General features: G+C 60.9%; 21 protein-coding genes. 14 read left to right on the forward strand and 7 right to left on the reverse strand.

Translation table 11 applies throughout. The annotated features are described in order from the left end of the window. Positions 1-104: 104 nt before the first annotated feature. From topA to rpmG, 5 genes are all read left to right on the forward strand, one after another. Positions 105-2,804, forward strand: coding sequence for a type I DNA topoisomerase (topA, locus tag BUA94_RS08105; protein ID WP_073013739.1), 2,700 nt, complete (start codon positions 105-107; stop codon positions 2,802-2,804). Beyond that, on the forward strand, positions 2,801-5,146 hold the full coding sequence (gene rnr, locus BUA94_RS08110) for a ribonuclease R (protein ID WP_073011650.1): 2,346 nt from the start codon (positions 2,801-2,803) through the stop codon (positions 5,144-5,146). Before topA ends, rnr begins: the two co-directional genes overlap by 4 nt. A 16-nt stretch (positions 5,147-5,162) precedes the next feature. Then, a complete protein-coding gene (locus BUA94_RS08115; protein ID WP_073011653.1) occupies positions 5,163-5,633 on the forward strand; it encodes a DUF983 domain-containing protein in 471 nt (156 codons plus the stop codon). Further along, entirely contained in the window at positions 5,630-6,379 is a 750-nt protein-coding gene (locus BUA94_RS08120) for an NUDIX hydrolase (protein ID WP_073011656.1), read from the forward strand. The genes BUA94_RS08115 and BUA94_RS08120 overlap by 4 nt, the downstream gene beginning before the upstream one ends. A gap of 197 nt (positions 6,380-6,576) precedes the next feature. Then, complete coding sequence (gene rpmG / locus BUA94_RS08125; protein ID WP_073011659.1) at positions 6,577-6,744, forward strand: 50S ribosomal protein L33; 168 nt, start codon at positions 6,577-6,579, stop codon at positions 6,742-6,744. A gap of 181 nt (positions 6,745-6,925) precedes the next feature. Here the strand turns inward: rpmG and BUA94_RS08130 are convergent, their stop codons facing one another. Next, positions 6,926-8,620 (reverse strand): methyl-accepting chemotaxis protein, encoded by a 1,695-nt coding sequence (locus tag BUA94_RS08130; RefSeq protein WP_208980026.1) that lies wholly within the window; start codon positions 8,618-8,620, stop codon positions 6,926-6,928. Between the two features lie 632 nt (positions 8,621-9,252). Then, positions 9,253-9,624 carry a response regulator gene (locus BUA94_RS08135; protein ID WP_073011666.1) on the reverse strand — a complete coding sequence of 124 codons (372 nt, stop codon included), beginning with the start codon at positions 9,622-9,624 and terminating at the stop codon, positions 9,253-9,255. 228 nt (positions 9,625-9,852) lie between these two features. Here BUA94_RS08135 and BUA94_RS08140 point away from each other — a divergent pair, with 228 nt between their 5' ends. From BUA94_RS08140 to BUA94_RS08150, 3 genes are read left to right on the forward strand one after another with little or no spacing between them, the layout of a single operon-like run. Next, a complete protein-coding gene (locus BUA94_RS08140) occupies positions 9,853-10,062 on the forward strand; it encodes a DUF3572 domain-containing protein (protein ID WP_235860503.1) in 210 nt (69 codons plus the stop codon). Continuing rightward, on the forward strand, positions 10,055-10,732 hold the full coding sequence (locus BUA94_RS08145) for a hypothetical protein (RefSeq protein WP_073011672.1): 678 nt from the start codon (positions 10,055-10,057) through the stop codon (positions 10,730-10,732). The genes BUA94_RS08140 and BUA94_RS08145 overlap by 8 nt, the downstream gene beginning before the upstream one ends. A gap of 32 nt (positions 10,733-10,764) precedes the next feature. Next, the gene (locus tag BUA94_RS08150) at positions 10,765-12,132 is read left to right on the forward strand and encodes a DNA polymerase IV (protein WP_073011675.1); all 1,368 of its coding nucleotides are present in this window, start codon (positions 10,765-10,767) and stop codon (positions 12,130-12,132) included. 222 nt (positions 12,133-12,354) lie between these two features. Here the strand turns inward: BUA94_RS08150 and BUA94_RS08155 are convergent, their stop codons facing one another. Further along, the gene (locus BUA94_RS08155) at positions 12,355-13,224 is read right to left on the reverse strand and encodes a cell envelope integrity EipB family protein (protein ID WP_084081871.1); all 870 of its coding nucleotides are present in this window, start codon (positions 13,222-13,224) and stop codon (positions 12,355-12,357) included. A gap of 228 nt (positions 13,225-13,452) precedes the next feature. Between BUA94_RS08155 and BUA94_RS08160 the strand changes: the two genes are divergently transcribed. The 4 genes from BUA94_RS08160 to BUA94_RS08175 all read left to right on the forward strand — a co-directional run bounded on the left by BUA94_RS08160 (position 13,453) and on the right by BUA94_RS08175 (position 16,870). Continuing rightward, on the forward strand, positions 13,453-13,917 hold the full coding sequence (locus BUA94_RS08160) for a RidA family protein (protein ID WP_073011678.1): 465 nt from the start codon (positions 13,453-13,455) through the stop codon (positions 13,915-13,917). A 77-nt stretch (positions 13,918-13,994) separates the two neighbouring features. Then, positions 13,995-14,753 carry a glycerophosphodiester phosphodiesterase family protein gene (locus tag BUA94_RS08165; protein WP_073011682.1) on the forward strand — a complete coding sequence of 253 codons (759 nt, stop codon included), beginning with the start codon at positions 13,995-13,997 and terminating at the stop codon, positions 14,751-14,753. Between the two features lie 122 nt (positions 14,754-14,875). Next, positions 14,876-16,156 carry a GNAT family N-acetyltransferase gene (locus BUA94_RS08170; RefSeq protein ID WP_073011684.1) on the forward strand — a complete coding sequence of 427 codons (1,281 nt, stop codon included), beginning with the start codon at positions 14,876-14,878 and terminating at the stop codon, positions 16,154-16,156. A gap of 285 nt (positions 16,157-16,441) precedes the next feature. Then, a complete protein-coding gene (locus BUA94_RS08175; protein ID WP_073011687.1) occupies positions 16,442-16,870 on the forward strand; it encodes an HIT family protein in 429 nt (142 codons plus the stop codon). A gap of 75 nt (positions 16,871-16,945) precedes the next feature. On the opposite strand, the gene BUA94_RS08180 is transcribed toward BUA94_RS08175, so the two are convergent. Next, the gene (locus tag BUA94_RS08180; protein ID WP_073011690.1) at positions 16,946-17,596 is read right to left on the reverse strand and encodes a glutathione S-transferase family protein; all 651 of its coding nucleotides are present in this window, start codon (positions 17,594-17,596) and stop codon (positions 16,946-16,948) included. A gap of 129 nt (positions 17,597-17,725) precedes the next feature. Here BUA94_RS08180 and BUA94_RS08185 point away from each other — a divergent pair, with 129 nt between their 5' ends. Beyond that, positions 17,726-18,805 (forward strand): helix-turn-helix transcriptional regulator, encoded by a 1,080-nt coding sequence (locus tag BUA94_RS08185; protein ID WP_073011694.1) that lies wholly within the window; start codon positions 17,726-17,728, stop codon positions 18,803-18,805. Here the strand turns inward: BUA94_RS08185 and BUA94_RS08190 are convergent. The 3 genes from BUA94_RS08190 to BUA94_RS08200 all read right to left on the reverse strand — a co-directional run bounded on the left by BUA94_RS08190 (position 18,710) and on the right by BUA94_RS08200 (position 20,675). Further along, positions 18,710-19,054, reverse strand: coding sequence for an AzlD domain-containing protein (locus tag BUA94_RS08190; RefSeq protein ID WP_073011697.1), 345 nt, complete (start codon positions 19,052-19,054; stop codon positions 18,710-18,712). The two genes, BUA94_RS08185 and BUA94_RS08190, sit on opposite strands and share 96 nt — an antisense overlap. Then, on the reverse strand, positions 19,051-19,809 hold the full coding sequence (locus BUA94_RS08195) for an AzlC family ABC transporter permease (RefSeq protein WP_073011700.1): 759 nt from the start codon (positions 19,807-19,809) through the stop codon (positions 19,051-19,053). The genes BUA94_RS08190 and BUA94_RS08195 overlap by 4 nt, the downstream gene beginning before the upstream one ends. 128 nt (positions 19,810-19,937) lie before the next feature. Beyond that, positions 19,938-20,675, reverse strand: a complete 738-nt coding sequence (locus BUA94_RS08200; RefSeq protein ID WP_073011704.1) for an SDR family oxidoreductase — start codon at positions 20,673-20,675, stop codon at positions 19,938-19,940. A 100-nt stretch (positions 20,676-20,775) separates the two neighbouring features. Between BUA94_RS08200 and BUA94_RS08205 the strand changes: the two genes are divergently transcribed. Further along, positions 20,776-21,666 (forward strand): LysR family transcriptional regulator, encoded by an 891-nt coding sequence (locus tag BUA94_RS08205; RefSeq protein WP_073011708.1) that lies wholly within the window; start codon positions 20,776-20,778, stop codon positions 21,664-21,666. The last annotated feature ends 205 nt before the right edge of the window (positions 21,667-21,871 follow it).

The following is a 21,871-nucleotide window of genomic DNA, read 5'->3' on the forward strand; positions in this document are numbered from 1 at the left end:
GGCTTTCGATCCCTGATCGTCGCCTTGATAAAAAGACACGTAATGTGCGGCACAAGCCGGTCCGCTGGGGACACCGGCCTGCTCTCAACAGCATCTGGGTACTGATGAACATCGTCATTGTGGAATCGCCGGCGAAAGCCAAGACGATCAACAAATATCTCGGGAAGGACTATCACGTTCTGGCTTCCTACGGCCACGTGCGCGATCTTCCTGCCAAAGACGGTTCCGTCCGCCCGGACGAAGACTTCGCCATGAGCTGGGAAGTCGACGGCAAGTCGAGCAAGCGCCTCTCGGAAATCGCCAGCGCCGTCAAGGATGCTGACCGCCTCATTCTCGCAACTGACCCTGATCGCGAAGGGGAAGCGATTTCGTGGCACGTTCTGGAAGTGCTCCAGAAGAAGAAGGTGCTGAAGGACAAGCCGGTCGAGCGCGTCGTCTTCAACGCCATCACCAAGTCCGCGATCCTGGAGGCGATGAAGAACCCGCGTCCGCTGGACACGCCTCTGGTGGATGCCTATCTCGCCCGCCGCGCCCTCGACTATCTCGTCGGCTTTACTCTCTCTCCTGTTCTGTGGCGCAAGCTGCCGGGCGCACGTTCGGCTGGCCGCGTCCAGTCCGTGGCGCTGCGCCTGATCTGCGACCGGGAAATGGAGATCGAGGTCTTCAAGGCCCAGGAATACTGGTCGATCCTTGCCAATCTGAAGACGCCTTCTGGCGATGCTCTTTCTGCGGGCATCACCGGATTTGACGGCAAGAAGCTCGGCCGCCTGGATATTACCTCCGAAGCGGAAGCCACCACCATCAAGCGCATGCTGGAAGGCGCGTCCTTCGCTGTCGACAGCGTCGTCTCCAAACCGGCCAAGCGCAATCCGGCCCCTCCCTTCACCACCTCGACCCTGCAGCAGGAAGCCTCGCGCAAGCTCGGCTTCTCCGCCTCGCGGACCATGCAGGTGGCACAGAAGCTTTATGAAGGCATTGCCATTGGCGGCGAGACCTCCGGTCTCATCACCTATATGCGTACCGATGGCGTGCAGATCGCCCAGGAAGCCATCACCGCTGCACGCCAGGTGATTGGCCAGGACTTCGGTGCCAATTACGTTCCGGAGAAGCCGCGGTTCTATTCCACCAAGGCCAAGAACGCCCAGGAAGCGCACGAAGCGATCCGCCCGACGGATCTGTCGCGCCGTCCGAAGGATGTCGCCCGGTTCCTGGACCCGGATCAGGCCCGCCTTTATGAGCTGATCTGGAAGCGGACCATGGCCAGCCAGATGGAGAGCGCCGTTCTGGAGCGCACCACCATCGACATCACGGCCAAGGGCTCCGGCAAGACCGCAGCGCTGCGCGCCTCCGGCTCCGTTGTCCGTTTCGACGGCTTCCTCGCGCTTTATCAGGAAGGCCGCGACGACGACGAGGACGAAAGCTCCCGCCGTCTGCCAGCCGTCGATGAAGGCGCGAGCCTTGCCCTTGCAGGGGCAGCAGCTGAAGCCATCGAAGCCGGTCAGCACTTCACCACGCCGCCGCCGCGCTACACGGAAGCCAGCCTCGTCAAGAAGATGGAAGAGCTGGGCATCGGCCGCCCCTCCACCTATGCCTCGACGCTGCAGACCCTGCGCGACCGCGACTATGTGGAACTGGAAAAGAAGCAGCTTGTCCCCCAGGACAAGGGCCGGATCGTGATCGCGTTCCTCGAAAGCTTCTTCAACCGCTATGTGGAATTCGACTTCACCGCGAGCCTTGAAGAGCAGCTCGACAAGATCTCGGCCGGTGAACTCTCCTGGCAGGAAGTTCTGCGCGACTTCTGGCGTGACTTCCATGGCGCCGTCGACGAGATCAAGGATCTGCGCGTTTCGGAAGTTCTGGACGCCCTGAACGAGCTGCTGGCCCCGCATATCTTCCCGGCCAAGGAAGATGGCTCGGATCCCCGCGCCTGCCCGTCCTGTTCCAACGGCCAGCTGTCGCTGAAGGTCTCCCGCTTCGGGGCTTTCATCGGCTGCAACAACTATCCGGAGTGCAACTACACCCGCCAGCTCGCCAAGTCCGGCGATGGCGAGGATGGCACAACGCCGGATGGCCCGAAGGTGCTCGGACAGGATCCGGCAACTGGCCTCGACGTCTCCCTGCGCATCGGCCGTTTCGGTCCCTATGTGCAGCTCGGCGAGGAAGCCAAGCCGAAACGCTCGTCCCTGCCGAAGGGATGGTCCGCAGCTGATCTGGATCTGGAGAAGGCCCTGCAGCTGCTTTCCCTGCCCCGTGAGGTCGGGCTGCACCCGGAAGACGGCAAGATGATCACGTCGAACCTCGGGCGCTTCGGCCCCTATGTGCATCACGAAGGCACCTACGCGAACCTGTCCTCGCCCGATGAAGTGTTCTCGGTCGGCCTCAACCGTGCCGTGGACGTTCTGGCTGAAAAGCGCGCCAAGGGCGGACGCGGACGCGCCGCTGCCACGCCGCTGAAGGAGCTGGGCGAACATCCCACCGAAGGCGGCCCGGTCAATGTCTATGACGGGCGCTATGGTCCCTACGTCAAGTTCGGCAAGGTCAATGCGACGCTGCCGAAGGACACGGACCCGCAAGCCGTGACCCTGGAGCAGGCTCTCGAACTGATCGCGGCCAAGGCGCCCAAGGGCGCCGCCAAGAAAAAGGCTCCGGCCAAGAAGCCGGCCGCCAAGAAGGCCGCAAGCAAAACCACAGCCGAGAAGAAGCCGGCTGCCAAGAAAACCGCCGCGAAAAAACCAGCGGCCAAAAAGACCGCATCCAAGGCGAAATCGCCTTCTGAAGATGCCGGTCCGGAAGACGGATCTTGAACGCAAGACGCATCGCCCCGCCCAAAGGGGCAAACCGCAAGCCCAAGCCGGGAGCCAAAACTCCCGGCGACTTTCCCTCGCGCGAAGATCTTCTGACCTTCATCGCCGATAATCCCGGCAAGGCCGGCAAGCGCGAGATCGCGCGCCACTTCGGCATCATCGGCGCCGCGCGGATCCAGCTCAAGAAAATGCTGAAGGACCTCGGCGAAGAGGGCCTGGTGGAACGGCGCCAGAAGCGCCTGATCCGCCCGGGCGATCTGCCGCCAGTATTCGTCACCAATCTCGTTGCCCGCGACCGGGATGGCGAGCTTCTTGGCGAGCCGGTGGACTGGGACGACGAGGCGGGCAGCCCGCCGAAGATCCTCGTGCTCAGCGGCCGCTCAAACAAGACGCCTCAGCCGGGCATCGGCGATCGCGCCCTCGTCCGTCTGACGGAAGCCGAGGAACATGGCGAAGCCCAGTATACGGCCCGTGTCATCAAGGTTCTGGAAAAGTCTCAAGGCGCCATTCTCGGCATCCTGCGCATGCGCGGGCCGGGCAAACCGCCGTTCCTTGAGCCCATCGACATCAAGCAGCGCGAGCTGGACGTGGACCCGCGCGAGCTGAACGACGCCGAAGACGGCGATCTGGTCAGCGTGCAGGTCAACCGCAGCGGCCGCTATGGCACGCCGCGCGCGGCTATCGTGCAGCGTTTCGGCTCCATGAAGTCGGAAAAGGCGGTCTCCGAGATCGCTCTCCACTCCCATGGCATTCCTCATGTCTTCCCCTCGGCCGTCGAGGTCGAGGCAGAGAAGGCCCAACCGGTCACGCTTGGCCAGCGCGAGGACTGGCGCCAGATCCCGCTGCTCACCATCGACCCGCCGGACGCCAAGGACCACGATGATGCGGTCTTTGCCGAGCCGGACAAGGATCCGGAAAACGAAGGCGGACAGATCGTCTATGTCGCCATCGCGGATGTTGCCTATTATGTCCGTCCGGGCACGGCCCTGGACCGGGAAGCGCATCTGCGGGGCAACTCGGTCTATTTCCCGGACCGGGTGATCCCGATGCTGCCGGAGCGGATTTCCAACGATCTGTGTTCGCTGCGCGAAAAGGAAGACCGCCCTGCCCTTGCCGTCCGCATGGTGTTCGACAAGACCGGCGCACGCCGGGGCCACACCTTCCACCGGGTGCTGATGCGCTCGGCTGCCAAGCTGTCCTATCTGCAGGCGCAAAAGGCGATCGAGGGCGTCACCGACGAAAAGACAGAGACCCTGGTCGAAGGCGTGCTGAAGCCGCTCTGGGATGCCTATGCGTGCCTGAAGAAGGCTCGCGATGCCCGTGAGCCGCTGGAACTGGATCTGCCGGAACGCAAGATCAAGCTGAAGCCGGATGGCACGGTCGATCACGTCTATGTGCCCGAACGTCTGGACGCCCACAAGCTGATCGAGGAGTTCATGATCCAGGCCAACGTTTCGGCTGCCGAAACGCTGGAACGGAAGAAAACGCCACTGCTCTACCGTGTCCATGATGCATCGACGCCCGAGAAGCTTCAGAACCTGAAGGACTTCCTGTCAACCCTGAACATGAAGCTGCCGTCCGCGGGCGGTCTGCGGCCATCCGTCTTCAACGGCATTCTAGCCAAGGTGAAGGACACGCCCCAGGCTCAGCTCGTCAACGAGGTGGTCCTTCGCAGCCAGGCCCAGGCCGAATACACACCGCAGAACATCGGCCACTTCGGCCTGAACCTGCGCCGCTATGCCCATTTCACCTCGCCGATCCGCCGCTATGCGGATCTGATCGTGCACCGGGGCCTGATCCGGGCACTTGGGCTGGGCAATGATGGCCTGCCGGAAGGCATCGAGGACAAACTGGAGGCCATCGGCGGCGAGATCTCAAGCGCCGAACGGCGGGCGATGCTCGCAGAGCGGGACACCATCGACCGGCTGATCGCGCTCTGGATGACGGACCGGGTGGGAGCAACCTTCCAGGGCCGCATTGGCGGCGTCGTGAAGTCGGGTCTGTTCATCCGTCTGGACGAATCCGGTGCGGACGGCTTCATCCCCGCCTCCACCATCGGCATCGACTATTATCGCCATGACGAAGGGTCGCACTCCTTGATCGGTGACAAGACCGGCGAAACCTATCAACTTGGCGACAACGTCGAAGTCCGGCTCGTGGAAGCAGCGCCCTTTGCTGGTGCCTTGCGCTTTGAAATGCTGAGCCGGGGCCGCGTTGGCGGAAAGCAGGTTCGCGCGTCCCGGGCAAAGCCCAAGGGCGGCAGCAAGTCTGCAACCGGCCGCAAGCGGATCACGTCCCGCCGTGGCGAGACTTCGCCGAAGTCGAAACCCAGGAAGAGCTAAGACGCAGGTTACGTCCATGAGCGTGCAGTACACATCGTCATCGGGACTTGAAGCAGAAAGCATTGCCGCCAAGCCGCGCCGGCCAGTCATGTCCGCCATGTTGCGCGGCAGCGTCTGCCGGTGCCCGGCCTGCGGCAAGGGCAAGCTGTTCAAGGGCTATCTGACGACGGTGCACGCCTGCGAGGCCTGCGGCGAGGCGATGCATCATCACCGCGCGGATGACGCCCCGCCCTATTTCACCATCACCATCGTCGGGCACATCATCGTGCCGGGGATGCTGTCGGTAGAGCTGCTCTACCATCCGGAACTCTGGGTCCATTTGGCCCTTTGGGTGCCGCTGACGATCTTCCTGTCCCTCGGCCTACTGCGTCCGGTCAAGGGAGCCCTGATCGGCCTTCAGTGGGCACTCTACATGCACGGGTTCGACCCGGAGGCAGAGGAGGATCTGCCCGAACCCGATCCAGCAGGGAGGCTGAGAGAAGAATGAAAACCGGTCTGGCCGCCAAGCTCGGCAAGGACGAGCAGAAGGGCAAGTTTCCCTATATGCGGCCGAAGGATGCGGCAACGCTGCTGATTCTCGACCGGGACGGCGGATCGACCCGCGTTCTGATGGGACGCCGGCACATGGGGCACACGTTCATGCCGGGCAAGTTCGTCTTTCCGGGAGGACGCGTCGACCCGGCCGACAGCCGGATTGCGGCGGCAGGCGATTATCATCCAGTCGTCAGCGAAAAACTCTCGCGCGATCTGAAGGGCCCAAGAACTGCCGCCCGCGTTCGCGCGCTCGCCCTGGCAGCGATCCGCGAGACCTATGAGGAAGCCGGGCTGTTCATCGGCAGGAAGGCGGCTGCGGATCAGACGCTCCGCCTCGGCAAGGGATTTGAGGCCTTCGCCGAGCGCGGCATTCTGCCGGACCTGGAGCCCATTCGCTTCATCGCGCGGGCCATCACCCCGCCCAACCGCTCGCGCCGCTTCGACACACGGTTTCTGGCCGTCTTCGCCGATGCTGTTGCCGACCGACTGGAAAGCGGCCTCGGGCCGTCCGGAGAACTTGAAGACATCGCCTGGCTGACCCTGGACGAGGCAAAAGCCATGGACGAACTGCCCATGATCACCCGCCAGGTGCTGAGTGATCTGCAGGCCCGCCTCGGCACGGATCCGGAGCTCAAGCCGGAATCATCTTTGCCGTTTTACTTCTACAAGGCGGGGGACTTCCAAAAAGTCATGCTCTGACAGGAGCATCACCCGCTTCATCCCCTTGCGCAAAGCGCAGAAACCGGGAATTTCTCGCCAGCTTTTACGGCAAAGCTTGACTTTATCCGGATCCTGAGTACTTTGCGCGCTGATTTCGGAACACAGGGCAGATTGATCGCCAGGGACCCTGGCCACAAGAACTGTTTGCCCCGCCAAACAAAACAGGATCCAAGGCCATGGCCAAGGCGACAACAATCAAGATCAAGCTCCTCTCCACGGCCGACACCGGCTTTTTCTACGTGACCAAGAAGAACTCCCGCACGATGACCGAAAAGATGGTCAAGCGGAAGTACGACCCGGTTGCAAAGAAGCACGTGGAATTCAAGGAAACCAAGATCAAGTAAGATCTGGTCCTTTGACAGTTTCAAAAAACCCGCTGCCAACGCAGCGGGTTTTTTTGTGTCTTGAGATCGCCGGATTCGGTGGACCACAGCCCCAGCAGTTGACTTGAAAGCCCCCCCGCCCTCCAGACAGCAAAAAGGGGCCCGCAGGCCCCTTTCCAATGTCTCCGGTGACTACCCCCGTTCAGGCAGCGGCAACCTCGCTCAGGAAGCTCTCCACTTCGGACTTGAGCTCTTCGGTCTTGTCCGACAATTCGCCAGAGGCAGACAGGACCAGCTCAGCGGAGGACGACGTCTGATCGACCGCCTTGGAAAGCTGGGTCATGCTGGAGGAAACTGCCGTCGTGCCGGCAGCTGCCCGCTGAACATTGTGCGAAATTTCCGAGGTGGCGGCACCCTGCTGTTCAACAGCGGCCGAAATCGCAGACGTATAGCGGTTGACCTCTTCCATGATCTCGGTGATCTCGCCGATCGCATCGACAGATTCCTTCGTGGCCGCCTGGATCGCCGAGATCTGCGCGCCGATTTCCTCGGTGGCCTTGGAAGTCTGGGTCGCCAGTTCCTTCACTTCGGCAGCAACAACCGCGAAGCCCTTGCCGGCTTCCCCTGCCCGCGCCGCTTCAATGGTCGCGTTCAGAGCCAGAAGGTTGGTCTGTTCGGCAATGGCCTGAATAAGCGTCACGACCTCACCGATCTTGGTCGCGGAAGTCGCAAGACCCTCGACCTTCTCGTTGGTGACGCGCGTGCCTTCCGTTGCCCGGCCGACCACTTCGGAAGTCTGGGCGACCTGGCGGGAGATCTCGCCGATGGAGGCAGCCAGTTCCTCGGCAGCGCTCGCAACGGTCTGGACGTTATGTGTCGCCTCATCCGAAGAGCCATGGGTGCTGGCCGCATAGCCAGCGCTTTCACGGGCAACCTCGGTCAGAGAGCGGGACGTACCCTCAAGACCGTCAGCAGTCTCTCCGACGGAGCGCAGCAGACCGGCGACGGTGCTGCGGAAGGAGGCGATCATCTGCTCGATGCGCGCCTGACGTTCGCGGGTCTCCTGCTCGCTCTGATCCTGACGGCTTGCCAGCTCCACGCGCTCGCGGGCCTTTTCCTGAAGATCGGAAACGGCCTTGGACATGATGCCGATCTGATCGCCACGATCGCCATAGGGCACATCGACCGCCAGATCGTTCTGGGCAATGCGCTCGGTCACGCTTGCCAGAACATTCAATGGGCGCAGCAGCTTGCTCATGACCAGCATGGAAAGCGCAGCAGCGATCAGGACGACCGGCACAGCCATCATGGCAAACTTTGACATGATGTCGGTCACGTTTTCCAGAACGCGGGCCTTTTGCACGCCGGCATAGAGGATGCCGATGATTTCGTTAGAGGTGGAGAAGATCGGCTTGTAGATCGTGTAATAGTCATTGCCCAGGATGGTCGCCTGCCCCTGGAACGTACCGCCAGCGGTCACCACGGGGTAGACAGCCCCCTTCTGGCCGAGCGGCGTGCCAACGGCGCGGCTGCCATCTGGCTTGACGATATTGGTGGTCTTGCGCCAGAAGTCCTTGGTCTCCGGGTCCCAGGCAAAGATTGTCGCGGTTTCACCGGTCATACGGCCGATCGTGTCAATCAACTCATGGCTGGAAAACTCTGGCAGCGCATCCATCTGAATGCGGCTGACATTGCCGTCCGCAGACCAGGTCACCTTCACGCCTTCGATGTCCTTGCTGAACATGGTCGCGGCAACGCGGAGGTTGGAATCCTGCTTGGAAAGCGCTGTATCGGTCGCCTGGCCGTCAGCGACGGTGTAGACGATAACCCCAACCGCCACCAAAGCAGCGGCAAGAAAGCCACCACTGGCCAGTGCCATGGCGGTGGTGATTTTCATGTTTCGAAATCGGCTGAACATCTCGGACAATCCCTGGTACGTATTTTTCCTCATATTACTGGGATCATCTTAAATCTTGATGAATACATTAAGTCGTTGAAATTATTGATTTCAACGACAGTGCAGAGAACCTTTTTACAGCCTCAGGAAGAAATAACGACACAACCAGAAGCTTATCCTTCAAGTATTTCAGAGCGAATATTCGGAGTCGCATGGAAATACCTATGGATACAGAACCTCAACAGGCCTCCGCATAAATGACAGGGGCAAGCGTTCCTATCTCAGGAAACATTCTGGAGCGGAAAATGGAAAGGTGGCCGGCGGAAGCAAGCATACGAGGAGGCCACTCTTCGGCTTGCTTCCGCTCTGGCCGGCCCCACGGACCCAGGAGATGCGGCGGACCTGAGCGCCCCGTAGGGAAGTTCATCGACGACGGGATATCTCATCGTCAAAACAGCCAATGAACTTGGAAACGCAAAGGCACACTACGCGAGTGCACATGGAAATCAACACAATCGGCCGACTTTGCACAGTCAAACGCAAATCTTAGTAAATTCGTAACCTTAATCTGCTTGCCGGTCGAATCCAGGAAACAGAGAGTTACAAATCCGGCCGATATTCACATTGAGAGATCAGGCTTCGCCCAGATAGGAGCGGACCGTTTCCAGGAACTTGGCAACGGAAATGGGCTTGGAGATATAGGCCTCGCAGCCGCCCTGCCGAATCCGTTCCTCATCACCCTTCATGGCAAAGGCCGTCACGGCAATCACGGGAATGGTGCTCAGGTCGTCGTCTTCCTTGATCCACTTGGTCACTTCCAGACCGGACACTTCCGGCAACTGGATATCCATGAGGATAAGATCTGGACGATGAGTCCGGGCAAGGGCCAGCGCTTCAATGCCCGTCCGCGTCTGAAGAGTATTATAGCCGTGCGCTTCGAGCAGGTCATGAAACAGCTTCATGTTCAACTCGTTGTCTTCCACGATCAGCACGGTTTTTGCCATTGCTTGGCCCTTTGATCCGGTTATCCGGGTATCGTATCAATGGCAGCGGCCTCAAACTCCAAGCCTGTGGCACACGACCCCACTTCCCAATAGGGTCCCTTTTAACGTGGAATCGTTTCGGAAAGGCAAAAATTCGCGATGGAAGCTTACTCACGCGTCACGATAACCTTTGACAAAGCACAGGAAATTGCGACCGACGCCTTGATATATCTCACGAGGGAGCCGGAATTGACCGGAAGGTTCCTCGCCGTGTCGGGCATAGGCCCGGAATCGATTCGCGAAGCGGCCCAGGAGCCGGGCTTCCTGGCTGGCGTTCTGGAGTTCTTCATGGGCGACGAAGCCCTGCTCCTGAGCTATTGCGAGAATGCGGGCCTGCGCCCCACCATGATGGCCGCTGCCCGTTTTGCCCTGGCTGGAGACCCGGCCGACTATGTCTGAGCCAACACCTCCGAGCCGGGCCATTCTTGATCAGATCGCCCTTCTGCCTGCCTCCCGCCGCCCGCTGGTGGTCTGTGACGTGGATGAAGTAATCCTGCATCTGATCCGGCCGCTGGAGCGCTATATGGCGGCCATCGGCCTCTGCTTCCTGTCATCGACCTACAAGCTGACGGGCAATATCGCCCGCCAGGACACGCGGACCGCCCTGAATGCGCAGGAAGCCAGGCGGGTGATCGAGACCTTTTTCGATACGGAATGCCGCCATCAGGAGATGGTTGAGGGCGCGGACGAAGCCCTGCACCGGGTGTCGAGCCTCGCAGACGTGGTCCTCCTGACCAATCTGCCGGGCAGCCACAACAAGCCGGTCCGGCAGACCCTCCTGGCGCAGATGGGCATCACCTACCCGCTCCTAATCAATTCAGGCCCCAAGGGCGGCGCCGTTGCCGCCCTGGCTGCAGGCAGGCCGGAGCCCGTTGTCTTCATCGATGACAGCCCGACCAACCACAGTTCGGTTCATGCGAGCCTGCCCTCCGCGCGACTGATCCAGTTTGTCGCCGACAGCCGCTTCCGGGGTTCCCTGGACATTGAGCCCCATATCTCGCTTCTGACCGGCGATTGGGGCCAGACAGCAGACTTCATCGAGGATATTCTGGGCGCGCCAGGCAGATAGGTCTGCCTGAATGCACCTAGTGGTTTCCCGCAATGATCGAGCCCTTTTCCTCTTTGGACACCAGAAAGCAGGCAGGAGCGCCCTCCCCTGCCCGCGCCCTGTGCCGGGATTGCGGGGCGCGTCCCGCTCTGGAGCGCAGCCGCTGCCCGTCCTGCGGCAGCCCGCGCCTGCTGCGGCACCCGGAACTGGATCAGCTCTCCATTGCCCACATCGACTGCGACGCCTTTTATGCCTCCGTCGAAAAGCGCGACAATCCGGAGCTGCGCGACCTGCCGGTGATCGTCGGCGGCGGCCAGCGGGGTGTCGTCTCGACCTGCTGCTATATTGCCCGCATCAGCGGCGTACGCTCGGCCATGCCCATGTTCAAGGCCCTGGAGGCTTGCCCGGACGCCATCGTCATCAAGCCGGACATGGAGAAATACGGCCGGGTCGGGCGGCAGATCCGCGAAAAGATGCGCAACCTGACGCCTCTGGTGGAACCAATCTCGATCGATGAGGCCTTTCTGGACCTGACCGGCACGCAGCGCCTGCATCATTCCAGCCCGGCGGAAACCCTTGCCCGTTTCATTCGCGAAATCGAGGAGGAGATCGGCATCACCGCGTCGGTGGGGCTTGCGCCCAACAAGTTCCTGGCAAAAATCGCATCGGATCTCGAAAAGCCGCGCGGCTTCTCGGTCATTGGCGCTGCAGAGGCCCGCAGCTTTCTGGCGGAACAACCGGTCAGCATGATCTGGGGCGTCGGCAAGGTCTTCCAGAAAGCCCTCGCCTCCGACGGCATCCGCACCATCGGCCAGTTGCAAACCATGGATCAGTCGGATCTCGCCCGCCGCTATGGTGCGATGGGTTTGCGCCTTGCCAAGCTGTCCCGGGGCGATGACGACCGGACCGTCTCGCCTGCACGGGCGACCAAAAGCATCAGCAGCGAAACCACCTTCAACTTCGACATCACGTCCTTCGAAAAGCTCCGGCCAATCCTGCTGGATCTGTCCGAAAAGGTCTCAAGGCGCGTGAAGGAAGAAGGCTTTGCGGGCCGGACGGTCACCCTGAAACTGAAGACCGCGGACTTCAAGAGCATCACCCGCTCCCGCCAGCTCGCGGACCCGACACAGCTCGCCGACAGGATCTTCCGCGCTGGCGTTGATCTCCTGAAGCCGGAGACTGACGGCCGCCGCTTCCGCCTGATCGGCATTGGCCTCAGCGACCTCAGCGATCCTGCCCAGGCCGATCCGCAGGATCTGCTCGACCAGGACGCAGACCGGCGCAAGAAGGCCGAACTTGCCATGGACGCGGTGCGGGCAAAATTCGGCAAGACCGCCGTCGAACGCGGCCTGCTTCACGAAGCAAGGCAAGAACGCGAGGCGGAGAAGGAAGCACGGGACAGGAAAGACAAGGGGCAGTAGCTGGAACCGCGCAGTTCCAACAGGAGAATTCAGTTCGAAAACACGAGCGTCTATTGAGCAAGCCGCCCATCCTTAGAGACGGGGCTTCGCCCCTCCTCAGGATGAGGCAATCGTATTGAAATCCTTGGTCTTTGAGGCATTTGCCTCAACAGCACCTCATCCTGAGGAACCGCGAAGCGGTGTCTCGCAGGATGGACCGATTGTTCAATCTCTCTGCCGCCCTCAGTTCGTGCAGGGCTCGCCAGTGCGCACTTCCAGATTGTTGAGCTGCGCCTTGATGGTGAAGTCACCGTAATCCAGCGTCATCTTGCGGCTGATACCGTTCTCGTAAAGCAGGAACGACAGCTGATAGGAGGGCTCCTGCTCGCCGGTCGCACCGATCCCCGGCTCGAAATAGGCAACGGTGACCGGCCAGTAAGTCTTGCCGGCAAGCGCCGCGCGGGCAGCCTTTTCAGGTCCCGTCTCAACGGCGGTTTCCTGCTCGGAAGCCCCGATCACCGCCGTGGTCGTGAAAACCTTGTCCCCGGTCTCTGAGCCATCGAAAATGTCAGCGGTGAAGAAATGCTGGCCTGCCTTCGCAGCCTCGATCAAGGCCTTGATATGCTCGGTCGGGAACAGGGCCTTGCTGGAGATCGGAAACGTCTTGGCAGCCGGAACCTTCAGCTCAACGGATTTTTCGCCGTTCTTTTCCCGGTTCGCTGAACCGCGGGTTTCCTCGATCAGCTTGCGATCGACAAAGGTCTCGCTCAGGAACTGAAAGGCATCCGCCGATCCGGATTCATGAGAAGAGCTGCGCAAATCCGTCACCTGCGACCCGCCATCCTCGTCCCGCATGTCGGTCATGAAGCGGAAGTTGACGCTGTAGCCGTCGCAAACGCTTCCCGAAACCTCATAGGCCATGCGTCCCGTGAGCGCGGAGATCGACAGGGCGTCGGAAGCCTCGCCCAGTTCCAGATCATAGATCGCCCGGTGGGGGGCGAGTTCCGCAGCAGAGGCGAGAGATCCCGTAACCGCAAAAGCCGTCATACCGGCGAGAACAGCAGCGGCTGCGGACAGTCGGATGCGGGCCGGCGGACAGATTGAAAGGGTCATGAGCGTCTCCAGTTCCCCAAAACTTATGCGGCTGCCAGTTAAGTGCAAACCATGGCAACACCTTGGTCTATCCGCTTTTAAACCATAGCATTCCCCCCTTAAAGGGTAAGCAGCAATCTGTGGTGGGTGAAAACCGGAGCAAGCAGGCTTGAGGTACGGCCGGGGCCTTGCGGCAACAGCCGAATTCAGCCAAGACTTTGGCCCTGTTTTCCGATTCCGGAGTGTGAAATGACCGAGACCGTTGAAAGCCGCCTTGCCTCCATGGGCGTGATCCTGCCCACCCCGGCAACGCCTGTCGCCAATTATGTTCCCTTCGTGCAGACGGGCCAGCAGCTCTTCATCTCCGGTCAGCTTCCGATGAATCCGGATGGCCTGCAATATGCCGGGAAGGTGGGAGACAGCCTGTCTCTGGAGCAGGGCCGCGCGGCGGCGCGCCTGTGTGCCATCAATCTCCTGGCGCAGGCCAAGGCCGCGACCGGTGACCTGGAAAAGATCGTCCGCCTGGTCAAGATCGTCGGTTTCGTGAACTCCACACCGGACTTCACCGATCAGGCCCAGGTGATCAACGGCGCCTCCGACTTCATGGTCGAAGCTCTCGGCGACAAGGGCCGCCATGCCCGATCTGCGGTCAGCGCCGCCTCCCTTCCCTTTGGAGCCGGCGTCGAGATCGAAGCGATTTTCGAGATCGCCTGACGCCCACAGGGGCGCCAGAAGCGCCCCATTTTCCTTCCAGACTTCCCGCCATCCGGCTTCCCATCAGGGTCTTAGACATGTCTGAAATGTCCACCATTCTTGCCCGTCCCGTCGCCCATCGCGGCTTCCACAATCCATCGGAAGGCCGGATCGAGAACACGCCTTCGGCCGTGGCAGCTGCCATGGAACGCGGGTTTGGCGTCGAAGTCGATGTTCAGGAAACAGCCGACGGTCAAGCACTGGTCCACCATGACTACACGCTGGAACGTCTGGTGGAAGGCACGGGATCGGTCATCAGCCAGCATTCGGCAGATCTGGTGAAGCTGCACATGAAGACCGGCACCGACAAGCTCTGGCTGCTGCAGGATCTGCTGGATCTGGTTCAGGGCCGCATTCCGCTGGTGATCGAAATCAAGTCCCGCGTCGTGCCCGGCGCTCAGGCTGATTTCGTGCGCAATGTCGTGGATCAGGTCGCCCGCTATTCCGGCCCGGCCTGCATCAAGTCTTTCGACCCGGACATGCTGTCCGTCGCCAAGGCACACAATCCGGATGTGCTGCGCGGCATTGTCGCCGACAGCGCCCGCAACAAGCAGGACTATGCCCGCCACAGCCGCATGGACCGTTTCATCCTGCGCCATCTCCTGCATGTGCCGCGCACCCGGCCCCACTTCATCTCCTATTGCGTCAATGACCTGCCGGCCCCCGGCCCCAGCTTCTGGCGCAAGACCCTTGGCCTGCCGATGATGACCTGGACCGTGCGCACGCCTGAACAGCGGGAAAGAGCCAACCGCTTTGCTGACCAGATGGTCTTTGAAGGCTTCGACCCAGAGGCTTGAAACCCTCTGCCTGTCAGACAACGACACGAGAAGTGAAGAGCGAATGCAGCAAGCCTCTTGCGATGCTGCATTGCCGCACTAATCTTTAGTCATGTCTGACGCTCACCTCGACAAGTAGTCTCATGACCGACCGCTCCCCTGAGGATGCCCCCGCCACCTTGCGCGTCCTGTCTTCCATGACGGATATTTCCGCCAGGGCCTGGGACAGTGTGGCCAATCCAGGCTGGCTGATGGACGAAGCTGGACGGCTCGCTGCCGATCAGGAACTTCTGGACCGGCTCAGCCTTGCTGAATCAGTTTCAGAGCCAGATGAATCCCCTTATCAGGTTCCAGGCTATAACCCCTTCCTTTCGCACGCTTTTCTATCCTCTCTGGAAGAGGCTGGCTGCGCAACAGCACGCACGGGCTGGCTGCCACGGCACCTGGTTCTGGAGGATGGAAGTGGCGGCGTTCTTGGCGCGGTACCCGCCTATCTGAAGAACCACAGCCAGGGCGAATATGTCTTCGACCACGGCTGGGCAGATGCCTTCGAGCGGGCGGGCGGCGACTATTATCCCAAGCTGCAGGTCAGCGTCCCTTTCACACCCGCGACGGGCCGCCGCTTCCTGCTGGCGCCAGGCATCGACCACGCTTCCGGCATGACTGCCCTGGCCTCTGGACTGGTGGAAGTTGCCCGGCGCTCCGGCGCCTCTTCGGTGCACGCCACTTTTCTGACAGAACCGGAATGGTCAGCCCTAGGTGAGATTGGATATCTCCAGCGCACAGACCAGCAATTCCACTTCGAGAACCGCAACTATGACAGCTTCGACCAGTTCCTCGGGGAACTGAACTCCCGCAAGCGCAAGGCGGTGAAGAAGGAACGGCGCGAAGCGCTTGCGGAAGGCATCGAGATCGAATGGGTGACCGGCAGCGATCTGACCGAGGCCCATTGGGACGCCTTTCACACCTTCTACATGGACACAGGTTCGCGGAAGTGGGGCCGGCCCTATTTGAACCGGCAATTCTTTTCCCTGCTGGGAGAGCGCCTGCCGGACCGGGTCCTGCTCATCATGGCCAAGCGGGATGGCCGCTATATCGCAGGCGCACTCAACCTCATCGGATCGGACACACTGTTTGGCCGCAACTGGGGCTGCACCGAGCACCACCCCTTCCTGCACTTCGAGGTCTGCTATTATCAGGCCATCGAATTTGCAATCGCCCGCAAGCTGAAGCGGGTGGAGGCAGGCGCCCAGGGAGATCACAAGCTCGCCCGGGGCTATCTGCCAACGCTTACGAGGTCAGCGCACTGGATCGCCCATGAAGGCTTGCGCGAAGCAGTCGCAGATTATCTGGCGCGAGAGCGGGCAGCCATTGCCCAGGAAGCAGAAATCCTCAGCGAGCACGCTCCGTTCCGCCAGACCTGACCAACAAGCCGGACTCACATTCTGAAGACCAAGACCCAAGCCCTTGTTTCGCCTTATTATTTAAGGAAAAGGCAATCAGATATCTCGCCCGGATAAAGACAGGTGCACCGGGCAAGACCCGCCTCCGCTCCCTCCGACCGGCCAGTTGATTCAAGACTTGAAGAGACTGAATCACTTTCTCAAGCCCAATCCAAGTCATTGCTTTCTTGACGAAAACCAATTCTGACCGCAAAACTTTGCGCAGATCAGACTGGCAAGAAAGCCCAGCCCGGAAAAGGTAACGACATGCCGACGAACGCCTACGACGACCAGAACATCTTTGCCAAAATCCTGCGCGGGGAAATCCCGAGCCACAAGGTCTACGAAGATGACAAGACCGTCGTGATCATGGACATCATGCCCCGTGGCGACGGCCATATCCTGGTGATCCCGAAGGCCCCGTCCCGCAACATTCTCGACATTGCGAGCGAAGACCTGACGGCCGTGATGAGTGTTGTTCAGAAAATGGCCCGCGCCGTCCTGAAGGCGTTTGGAGCCGATGGCACCACTATCCAGCAATTCTCGGAGCCAGCTGGCGGTCAGGTCGTGTTCCACACCCACGTCCATGTGATCCCGCGCTTTGAAGGCGTGCCGCTTCGCCCGCATACAGGCGAGATGGCGGCGAACGATGTGCTGGCTGAACACGCAGGCAAGATCCGCGCCGCGCTCGCCTGATCACAGGCCTGGTGCCTCTCAAGGCCGCCGAAAGGCACAGCGCCCCGGAAACGAATGTCCGGGGCGCTGTTTTTTTTAACCAGCGCTCGCCGCTGCAAGAGCTGCCTCATGCTCGGCGGCGTAGGCTGCATCCATCTCGGAGATGCGCTTGTAGCTCGGTCTTTCGCTGACACGCCGGGCATAGGCCTCGAACTCGGGCAACTTCGGGATCAGCCCGAACTGCAGGGTCCAGCCGATCCCCGTCCCCCAGAGCACATCGGCCACGGTGAACGTGTCTCCCAGGAGATAATCGCCCTTGGCAAGCTGTGCCCGGATCACTTCGATCACCTGATCATAGGTGCCATAAGGCGACATGGCTTCATGAGCCGGTTCCCGCTTCAGATAGGCATCGATCAAGGCCGGTTCGAAACAGGCACCGAAATAGGCCATCCAGCGCAGATAGGGTCCTCTCAGCGGATCCGTGATGGCAGGCGTCAGACCAGCCTGCGGAAAGAGGTCACCGAGGTAGATGTGAATGGCCAACTGCTCGGTCACCACCGCGTCGCCATGACGGATGGTTGGAACCTTGCCGAGCGGGTTGATGGCCAGAAACGGCGGCTGGCGGTTCTCGCCCGCCTTCATGTTCAGCACATGCAATTCATGCGGCGCCTGCAATTCATCCAGCAGCATGGCAACGCTGCGGGCGCGAGTTTGCGGGGAATAATAGAAAGTGATTGTGTCCTGCATGACGGAATGTCTCCAAAACGGCCCGCCGGCGGCAGGCACTGGAAGCTGAATAACGCACCATACCTGTCAACTTCTGTCAGGTTGGATTAGGCATAGTTCAGAAACTGAATTTTTTGCCTGGAGTGATCCATGCGCGCGAGCCGCCTTCTGTCCATCCTATTGACCCTGCAGGCGCGGGGGCATGTCACCGCACAGGAGCTGGCGGAGGACTGCGAAGTGTCCCTGCGCACCATCTATCGTGACATAGATGCCCTGAGCAGTGCGGGAATTCCGGTCTATAGCGAGCGCGGCTCAGAGGGCGGCTACAGGCTGCTCGACGGCTACAAGACTCGCCTGAACGGACTGTCGGCAATGGAGGCCGACGCCCTGTTTCTGGCTGGCCTGCCGGGCCCTGCGGCCGATCTCGGACTTGGTGCGGTGATGAATGGCGCCAAGACCAAGCTGCTGACCGCCCTGCCCGACAGCCTGCGGGACAGCGCCGCCCAGATGCAGAACCGGTTCCATCTCGACATTCCCGCCTGGTTCGCCGAATCCGAACAACCTGACTTTCTGCCCGAAATTGCCGATGCAATCTGGAACCAGCGGCAGATCGACATCCGCTACAGAAGCTGGACAGGCGAGAAGCAGCGCCGCCTGTCCCCCCTTGGCATCGTCCTGAAAAGCGGCGCCTGGTATTTGATCGCCAGTTCAGAGAGCGAACCGCGCACCTTCCGGATTTCCCGCGTTCTTGAATTCAAGGCGACCGATGAGACCTTCGAGCGCCCGGAAGGCTTCAACCTGGCCAACCACTGGCATGCCTCAACCCGCCGGCTGGACGAGGAGCTGCATCCGCGACGGGCCAGGCTCCGTCTCTCACCATGGGGCAGGAGAATGTTCGAGGCGTTGATGTCACCCTACATCTGCGCCAAGACCACCTTTGCTGACGATGCGGATGCAGAGGGCTGGATTGAGGCCGAAATCCCCACAGGATCCGTGCGGCAAGCCTGCGCGGATCTATTGAGATTCGGCGGCGATGTAGAAGTTCTGGAACCGGCGGATCTCAGGGCTGCCATGGCAGAAACGGCCCGGCAGCTGGGCCGCTTCTATCTGACATCAAAGGAAGAACGCTCCGGCTCAAGCGCCTCCGAGCATCAGCCAGCCGATGATCAGGACCGCTTCACCGGCCAGAACCCCGACGATGACTTTCTGACGTGTGGCAAGAAAGGCTGAGAACCCGCATACCGCCGCGAATATCCGCAGCCAGACCGGCGTCTCGGCCAGAATGCCGCTTGGAAACAGGATCAGTTTGGCAATCACGCCCGCAACCAGAGCGGTTGCGACGGACCGCACCCAGATCAAGAGCTCGCTGTCTTCGCGCAAGCCTCCGCCGACCAGAACCCCGAGCCAGCGCCACATGTCGGTTGCGATCCATCCGGCAAAGATGATCATGACATAGGGCCACCACCATGCATCGATCATAGAAGCCCCCTGCGCATGTATCGGGTGATCAGATATGCCAGCGTTCCGCCGGCCAGACCGGTCCAGAGCAGATCCAGCCCGGGCGTCACAAGATAAAAGAACGGCCCAAGCACGAGGCCGATCAGCAGTGCCGCCTTGTCAGCTGCGAGTCGGGCCGCGCTCCACAGGGAGCAGATGAAATAGACCGGGGTCAGCAACACCAGGGCACCGGCGACCATCGGCGGCATGCGTTCCACCAGAAGATAGGCCACGCCGGTCATGCAGAAGACGAAACTCGTAAGCGCTGTTCCAAAACCGGCAAAAAAGGGCAAACGCCCTTCTCTCGGCAGGTCCGGCAGGTTGCGCATGCCATGGACCCAGGCCGTCACCGCGATGAAGTGAGAGATATAAAGCAGCTGCCAGCGCTTGGTCTTGCCTTCCACCTTGACCATGGGAATGAGAGCCATGGTCATGGGCATGAGACGGACGGAGGCAAGCGCGACCGCGATTGCCGCGGGCACCAGCCCCATGCCGCTGGAAATCGCCCCGGTCAGAACCACGATGGATGGCAAGGCCCAGACAAGCCCCGTCATCAACAGGGTCTCAAGCAGGCTGAGGCCGCTCTCCCGTGCAAGCCCGGCATAGCCGACAAAGGCAGCCGTCAGGATCAGGGCCGGAATGGAGATGGCGGCTTTCGAACCGCGGAAGAACCACACCCTGCCGGGCAAGTTCATGTCATTGTGACTGGAAACGTCGGGATGAGGCGGCTGTGACATCCGGTGGACTTCAGCTTGTCTTTCTTGGCATCGTCCGGAAAGGTCCGGGACAGGCAAATAGGAAGGTTCCCTTATATTTTGCCTGTCCCGCAGATTTGTCAAACCAGGTGCTTCACCTCAGACCAGGATCAGATCGCCCCGCCGTTGGCGCGGATGATCTGGCCGCTGATCCAGGCGCTTTGCGGACTGGCGAGGAAGCTGACAGCATTGGCGATATCCTCTGGCGTCCCAAGACGTCCGAAGGGGCTGAGGCGCTTGATCTGCTCGACCAGTTCCGTGCTTTTACCCTCAAGGAAAAGATCCGTGCCGACCGGCCCGGGCGCAATGGCATTGACCGTCACCCCCTTCGGGCCCAGTTCCTTGGCGGCGATGTGGGTGATGGCTTCCACACCGGCTTTTGACGCTGCATAGGCGCCGTAACCTGGCTGATAGAAGCCAACCACGGACGAGGACAGATTGATGATCCGCCCGCCCTGCGGCAGACGGGCTGCCGCTTCCCGGATCAGCCGGATGGGCGCTGCCAGATTGAGATCGAGCTGCGCTTCCAGCATCTCGTCGCCAGTTTGCGCCAGCGGTGCCAGTTTCATCATGCCGGCGTTGTTGACCAGCACGGACACCGGACCGAGCAAGGCCTCAGCCTGATCAAAGAGGCTCCTGGCCGCAGCCGGATCGGCGAGATCCGCCTTGATGGCAGCAGCGCGCCCTCCAGCGGCTTCGATTTCCGAAACAACCGCCTGAGCCTGCTCGGGACTGCTTGAATAATTCACGGCAACGGCAAAGCCGTCTGCCGCCAGCTGACGCGCGATTTGCGCACCGATTCCACGCGACGCACCGGTAACGATGGCAGATGTCTGTTGATCACTCATGGCACTCTCCTGATTGGGTCAGGAGGAAAATAATCATGCGCCAGATGAAAACAATTGCATGAAAATTGACATTACAATTTCCTCGCGACTAACAATCCTTATGGACAGACTTGATCGACTCGAACTCTTCATCCGCATCGTCGACTGGGGCAGCTTTGCCCGCGCGGCCAGCGAACTGAACATTGCCCGCTCGTCGGCGACCAATGCAGTCAAGGCGCTGGAGCGGGAGACAGGCGTGCGGCTGCTGGCCCGCTCCACCCGCCACCTTGCAGTCACGCCTGAGGGCGATGCCTTCTATCAGCGGGCCCGGACCATCCTCACGGAGGTTGAAGAGACCTTCGGCGCGTTCCGCAATGCCAGTCCGCGCGGGCACTTGCGGGTGGAAGCTCCTGGCCAGTTAACCCGGTCCTTCCTGGTTCCACACCTGCCGGACTTCCTGGCCCGCTTTCCGGACATCACCATCTCCTTCGGCCAGAGCGACCGGCTTGCGGATCTGGTGCGCGAGGGCGTCGATTGCGTGATCCGGGCGGGCCACCCGCAGGACAGCAGCCTGCAGATCCGCAAGGTCGGGGAACTGCCGGAAGTCACCTGCGCAAGCCCGGCCTATATCGCCAGACACGGACTGCCCCACAGTCTGGAAGATCTCGGTGGGCATGAGATGGTAGGCTTTGTCTCTTCCAGAACCGGTGAGATCATGCCGATGGAGTTCTGCAAGGCTGGCCGCGTTGAAACGCGGCTCTTGCCGGCGCGGGTCAGCACCGACAATTCGGACACGGCAGCCGCCCTGGCCCTTGAAGGCCTGGGACTGGTCCAGGCACCACGATACCGTTTCAAGCCTTATCTTGCCTCAGGGGCCCTGATCGAGGTTCTGCCCGACATGCCGCCGGAGCCCCTGCCCCTTCATGCGCTTCATGCCAGCGGCCGGTCCGTCTCCCACCGGCTCGGGGTGTTTCTCGACTGGGTGCGGGACGTGCTGGCCAGAGAACTCTAGAATTTGGCCAGAGAAAGAGGCCTCACGGCGTCCAAAAACATCAGACTGGCCCCCGGAAGAACCTGACCGCCCGTTCCCGGCCTGACTTTCACCGCCTTTGCCCCCTATGGCAGCGTCTAGGGCGCAACCGAGTCAACAGCCCAAACTCTCTTTGGGAACAACGCTTTTTAACCGGAATGTCAGAAATCAGGGCCGATGAACAGGC

It is taken from the genome of Roseibium suaedae (genome assembly GCF_900142725.1).
Taxonomy (GTDB): domain Bacteria; phylum Pseudomonadota; class Alphaproteobacteria; order Rhizobiales; family Stappiaceae; genus Roseibium; species Roseibium suaedae.

Excerpts from the sequence above, each read along its gene's own strand:
- BUA94_RS08185 (WP_073011694.1), top strand. The coding sequence starts at position 17,726 with ATGCGCGCGAGCCGCCTTCTGTCCATCCTATTGACCCTGCAGGCGCGG.
- BUA94_RS08165 (WP_073011682.1), top strand. The coding sequence starts at position 13,995 with ATGTCTGAAATGTCCACCATTCTTGCCCGTCCCGTCGCCCATCGCGGC.
- BUA94_RS08145 (WP_073011672.1), top strand. The coding sequence starts at position 10,055 with ATGTCTGAGCCAACACCTCCGAGCCGGGCCATTCTTGATCAGATCGCC.
- BUA94_RS08180 (WP_073011690.1), bottom strand. The coding sequence starts at position 17,596 with ATGCAGGACACAATCACTTTCTATTATTCCCCGCAAACTCGCGCCCGC.
- BUA94_RS08175 (WP_073011687.1), top strand. The coding sequence starts at position 16,442 with ATGCCGACGAACGCCTACGACGACCAGAACATCTTTGCCAAAATCCTG.
- rpmG (WP_073011659.1), top strand. The coding sequence starts at position 6,577 with ATGGCCAAGGCGACAACAATCAAGATCAAGCTCCTCTCCACGGCCGAC.
- BUA94_RS08155 (WP_084081871.1), bottom strand. The coding sequence starts at position 13,224 with ATGACCCTTTCAATCTGTCCGCCGGCCCGCATCCGACTGTCCGCAGCC.
- BUA94_RS08115 (WP_073011653.1), top strand. The coding sequence starts at position 5,163 with ATGAGCGTGCAGTACACATCGTCATCGGGACTTGAAGCAGAAAGCATT.
- BUA94_RS08205 (WP_073011708.1), top strand. The coding sequence starts at position 20,776 with ATGGACAGACTTGATCGACTCGAACTCTTCATCCGCATCGTCGACTGG.
- BUA94_RS08120 (WP_073011656.1), top strand. The coding sequence starts at position 5,630 with ATGAAAACCGGTCTGGCCGCCAAGCTCGGCAAGGACGAGCAGAAGGGC.
- BUA94_RS08130 (WP_208980026.1), bottom strand. The coding sequence starts at position 8,620 with ATGAAAATCACCACCGCCATGGCACTGGCCAGTGGTGGCTTTCTTGCC.
- BUA94_RS08160 (WP_073011678.1), top strand. The coding sequence starts at position 13,453 with ATGACCGAGACCGTTGAAAGCCGCCTTGCCTCCATGGGCGTGATCCTG.
- BUA94_RS08135 (WP_073011666.1), bottom strand. The coding sequence starts at position 9,624 with ATGGCAAAAACCGTGCTGATCGTGGAAGACAACGAGTTGAACATGAAG.
- BUA94_RS08195 (WP_073011700.1), bottom strand. The coding sequence starts at position 19,809 with ATGTCACAGCCGCCTCATCCCGACGTTTCCAGTCACAATGACATGAAC.
- topA (WP_073013739.1), top strand. The coding sequence starts at position 105 with ATGAACATCGTCATTGTGGAATCGCCGGCGAAAGCCAAGACGATCAAC.
- BUA94_RS08200 (WP_073011704.1), bottom strand. The coding sequence starts at position 20,675 with ATGAGTGATCAACAGACATCTGCCATCGTTACCGGTGCGTCGCGTGGA.
- BUA94_RS08150 (WP_073011675.1), top strand. The coding sequence starts at position 10,765 with ATGATCGAGCCCTTTTCCTCTTTGGACACCAGAAAGCAGGCAGGAGCG.
- BUA94_RS08170 (WP_073011684.1), top strand. The coding sequence starts at position 14,876 with ATGACCGACCGCTCCCCTGAGGATGCCCCCGCCACCTTGCGCGTCCTG.
- BUA94_RS08190 (WP_073011697.1), bottom strand. The coding sequence starts at position 19,054 with ATGATCGATGCATGGTGGTGGCCCTATGTCATGATCATCTTTGCCGGA.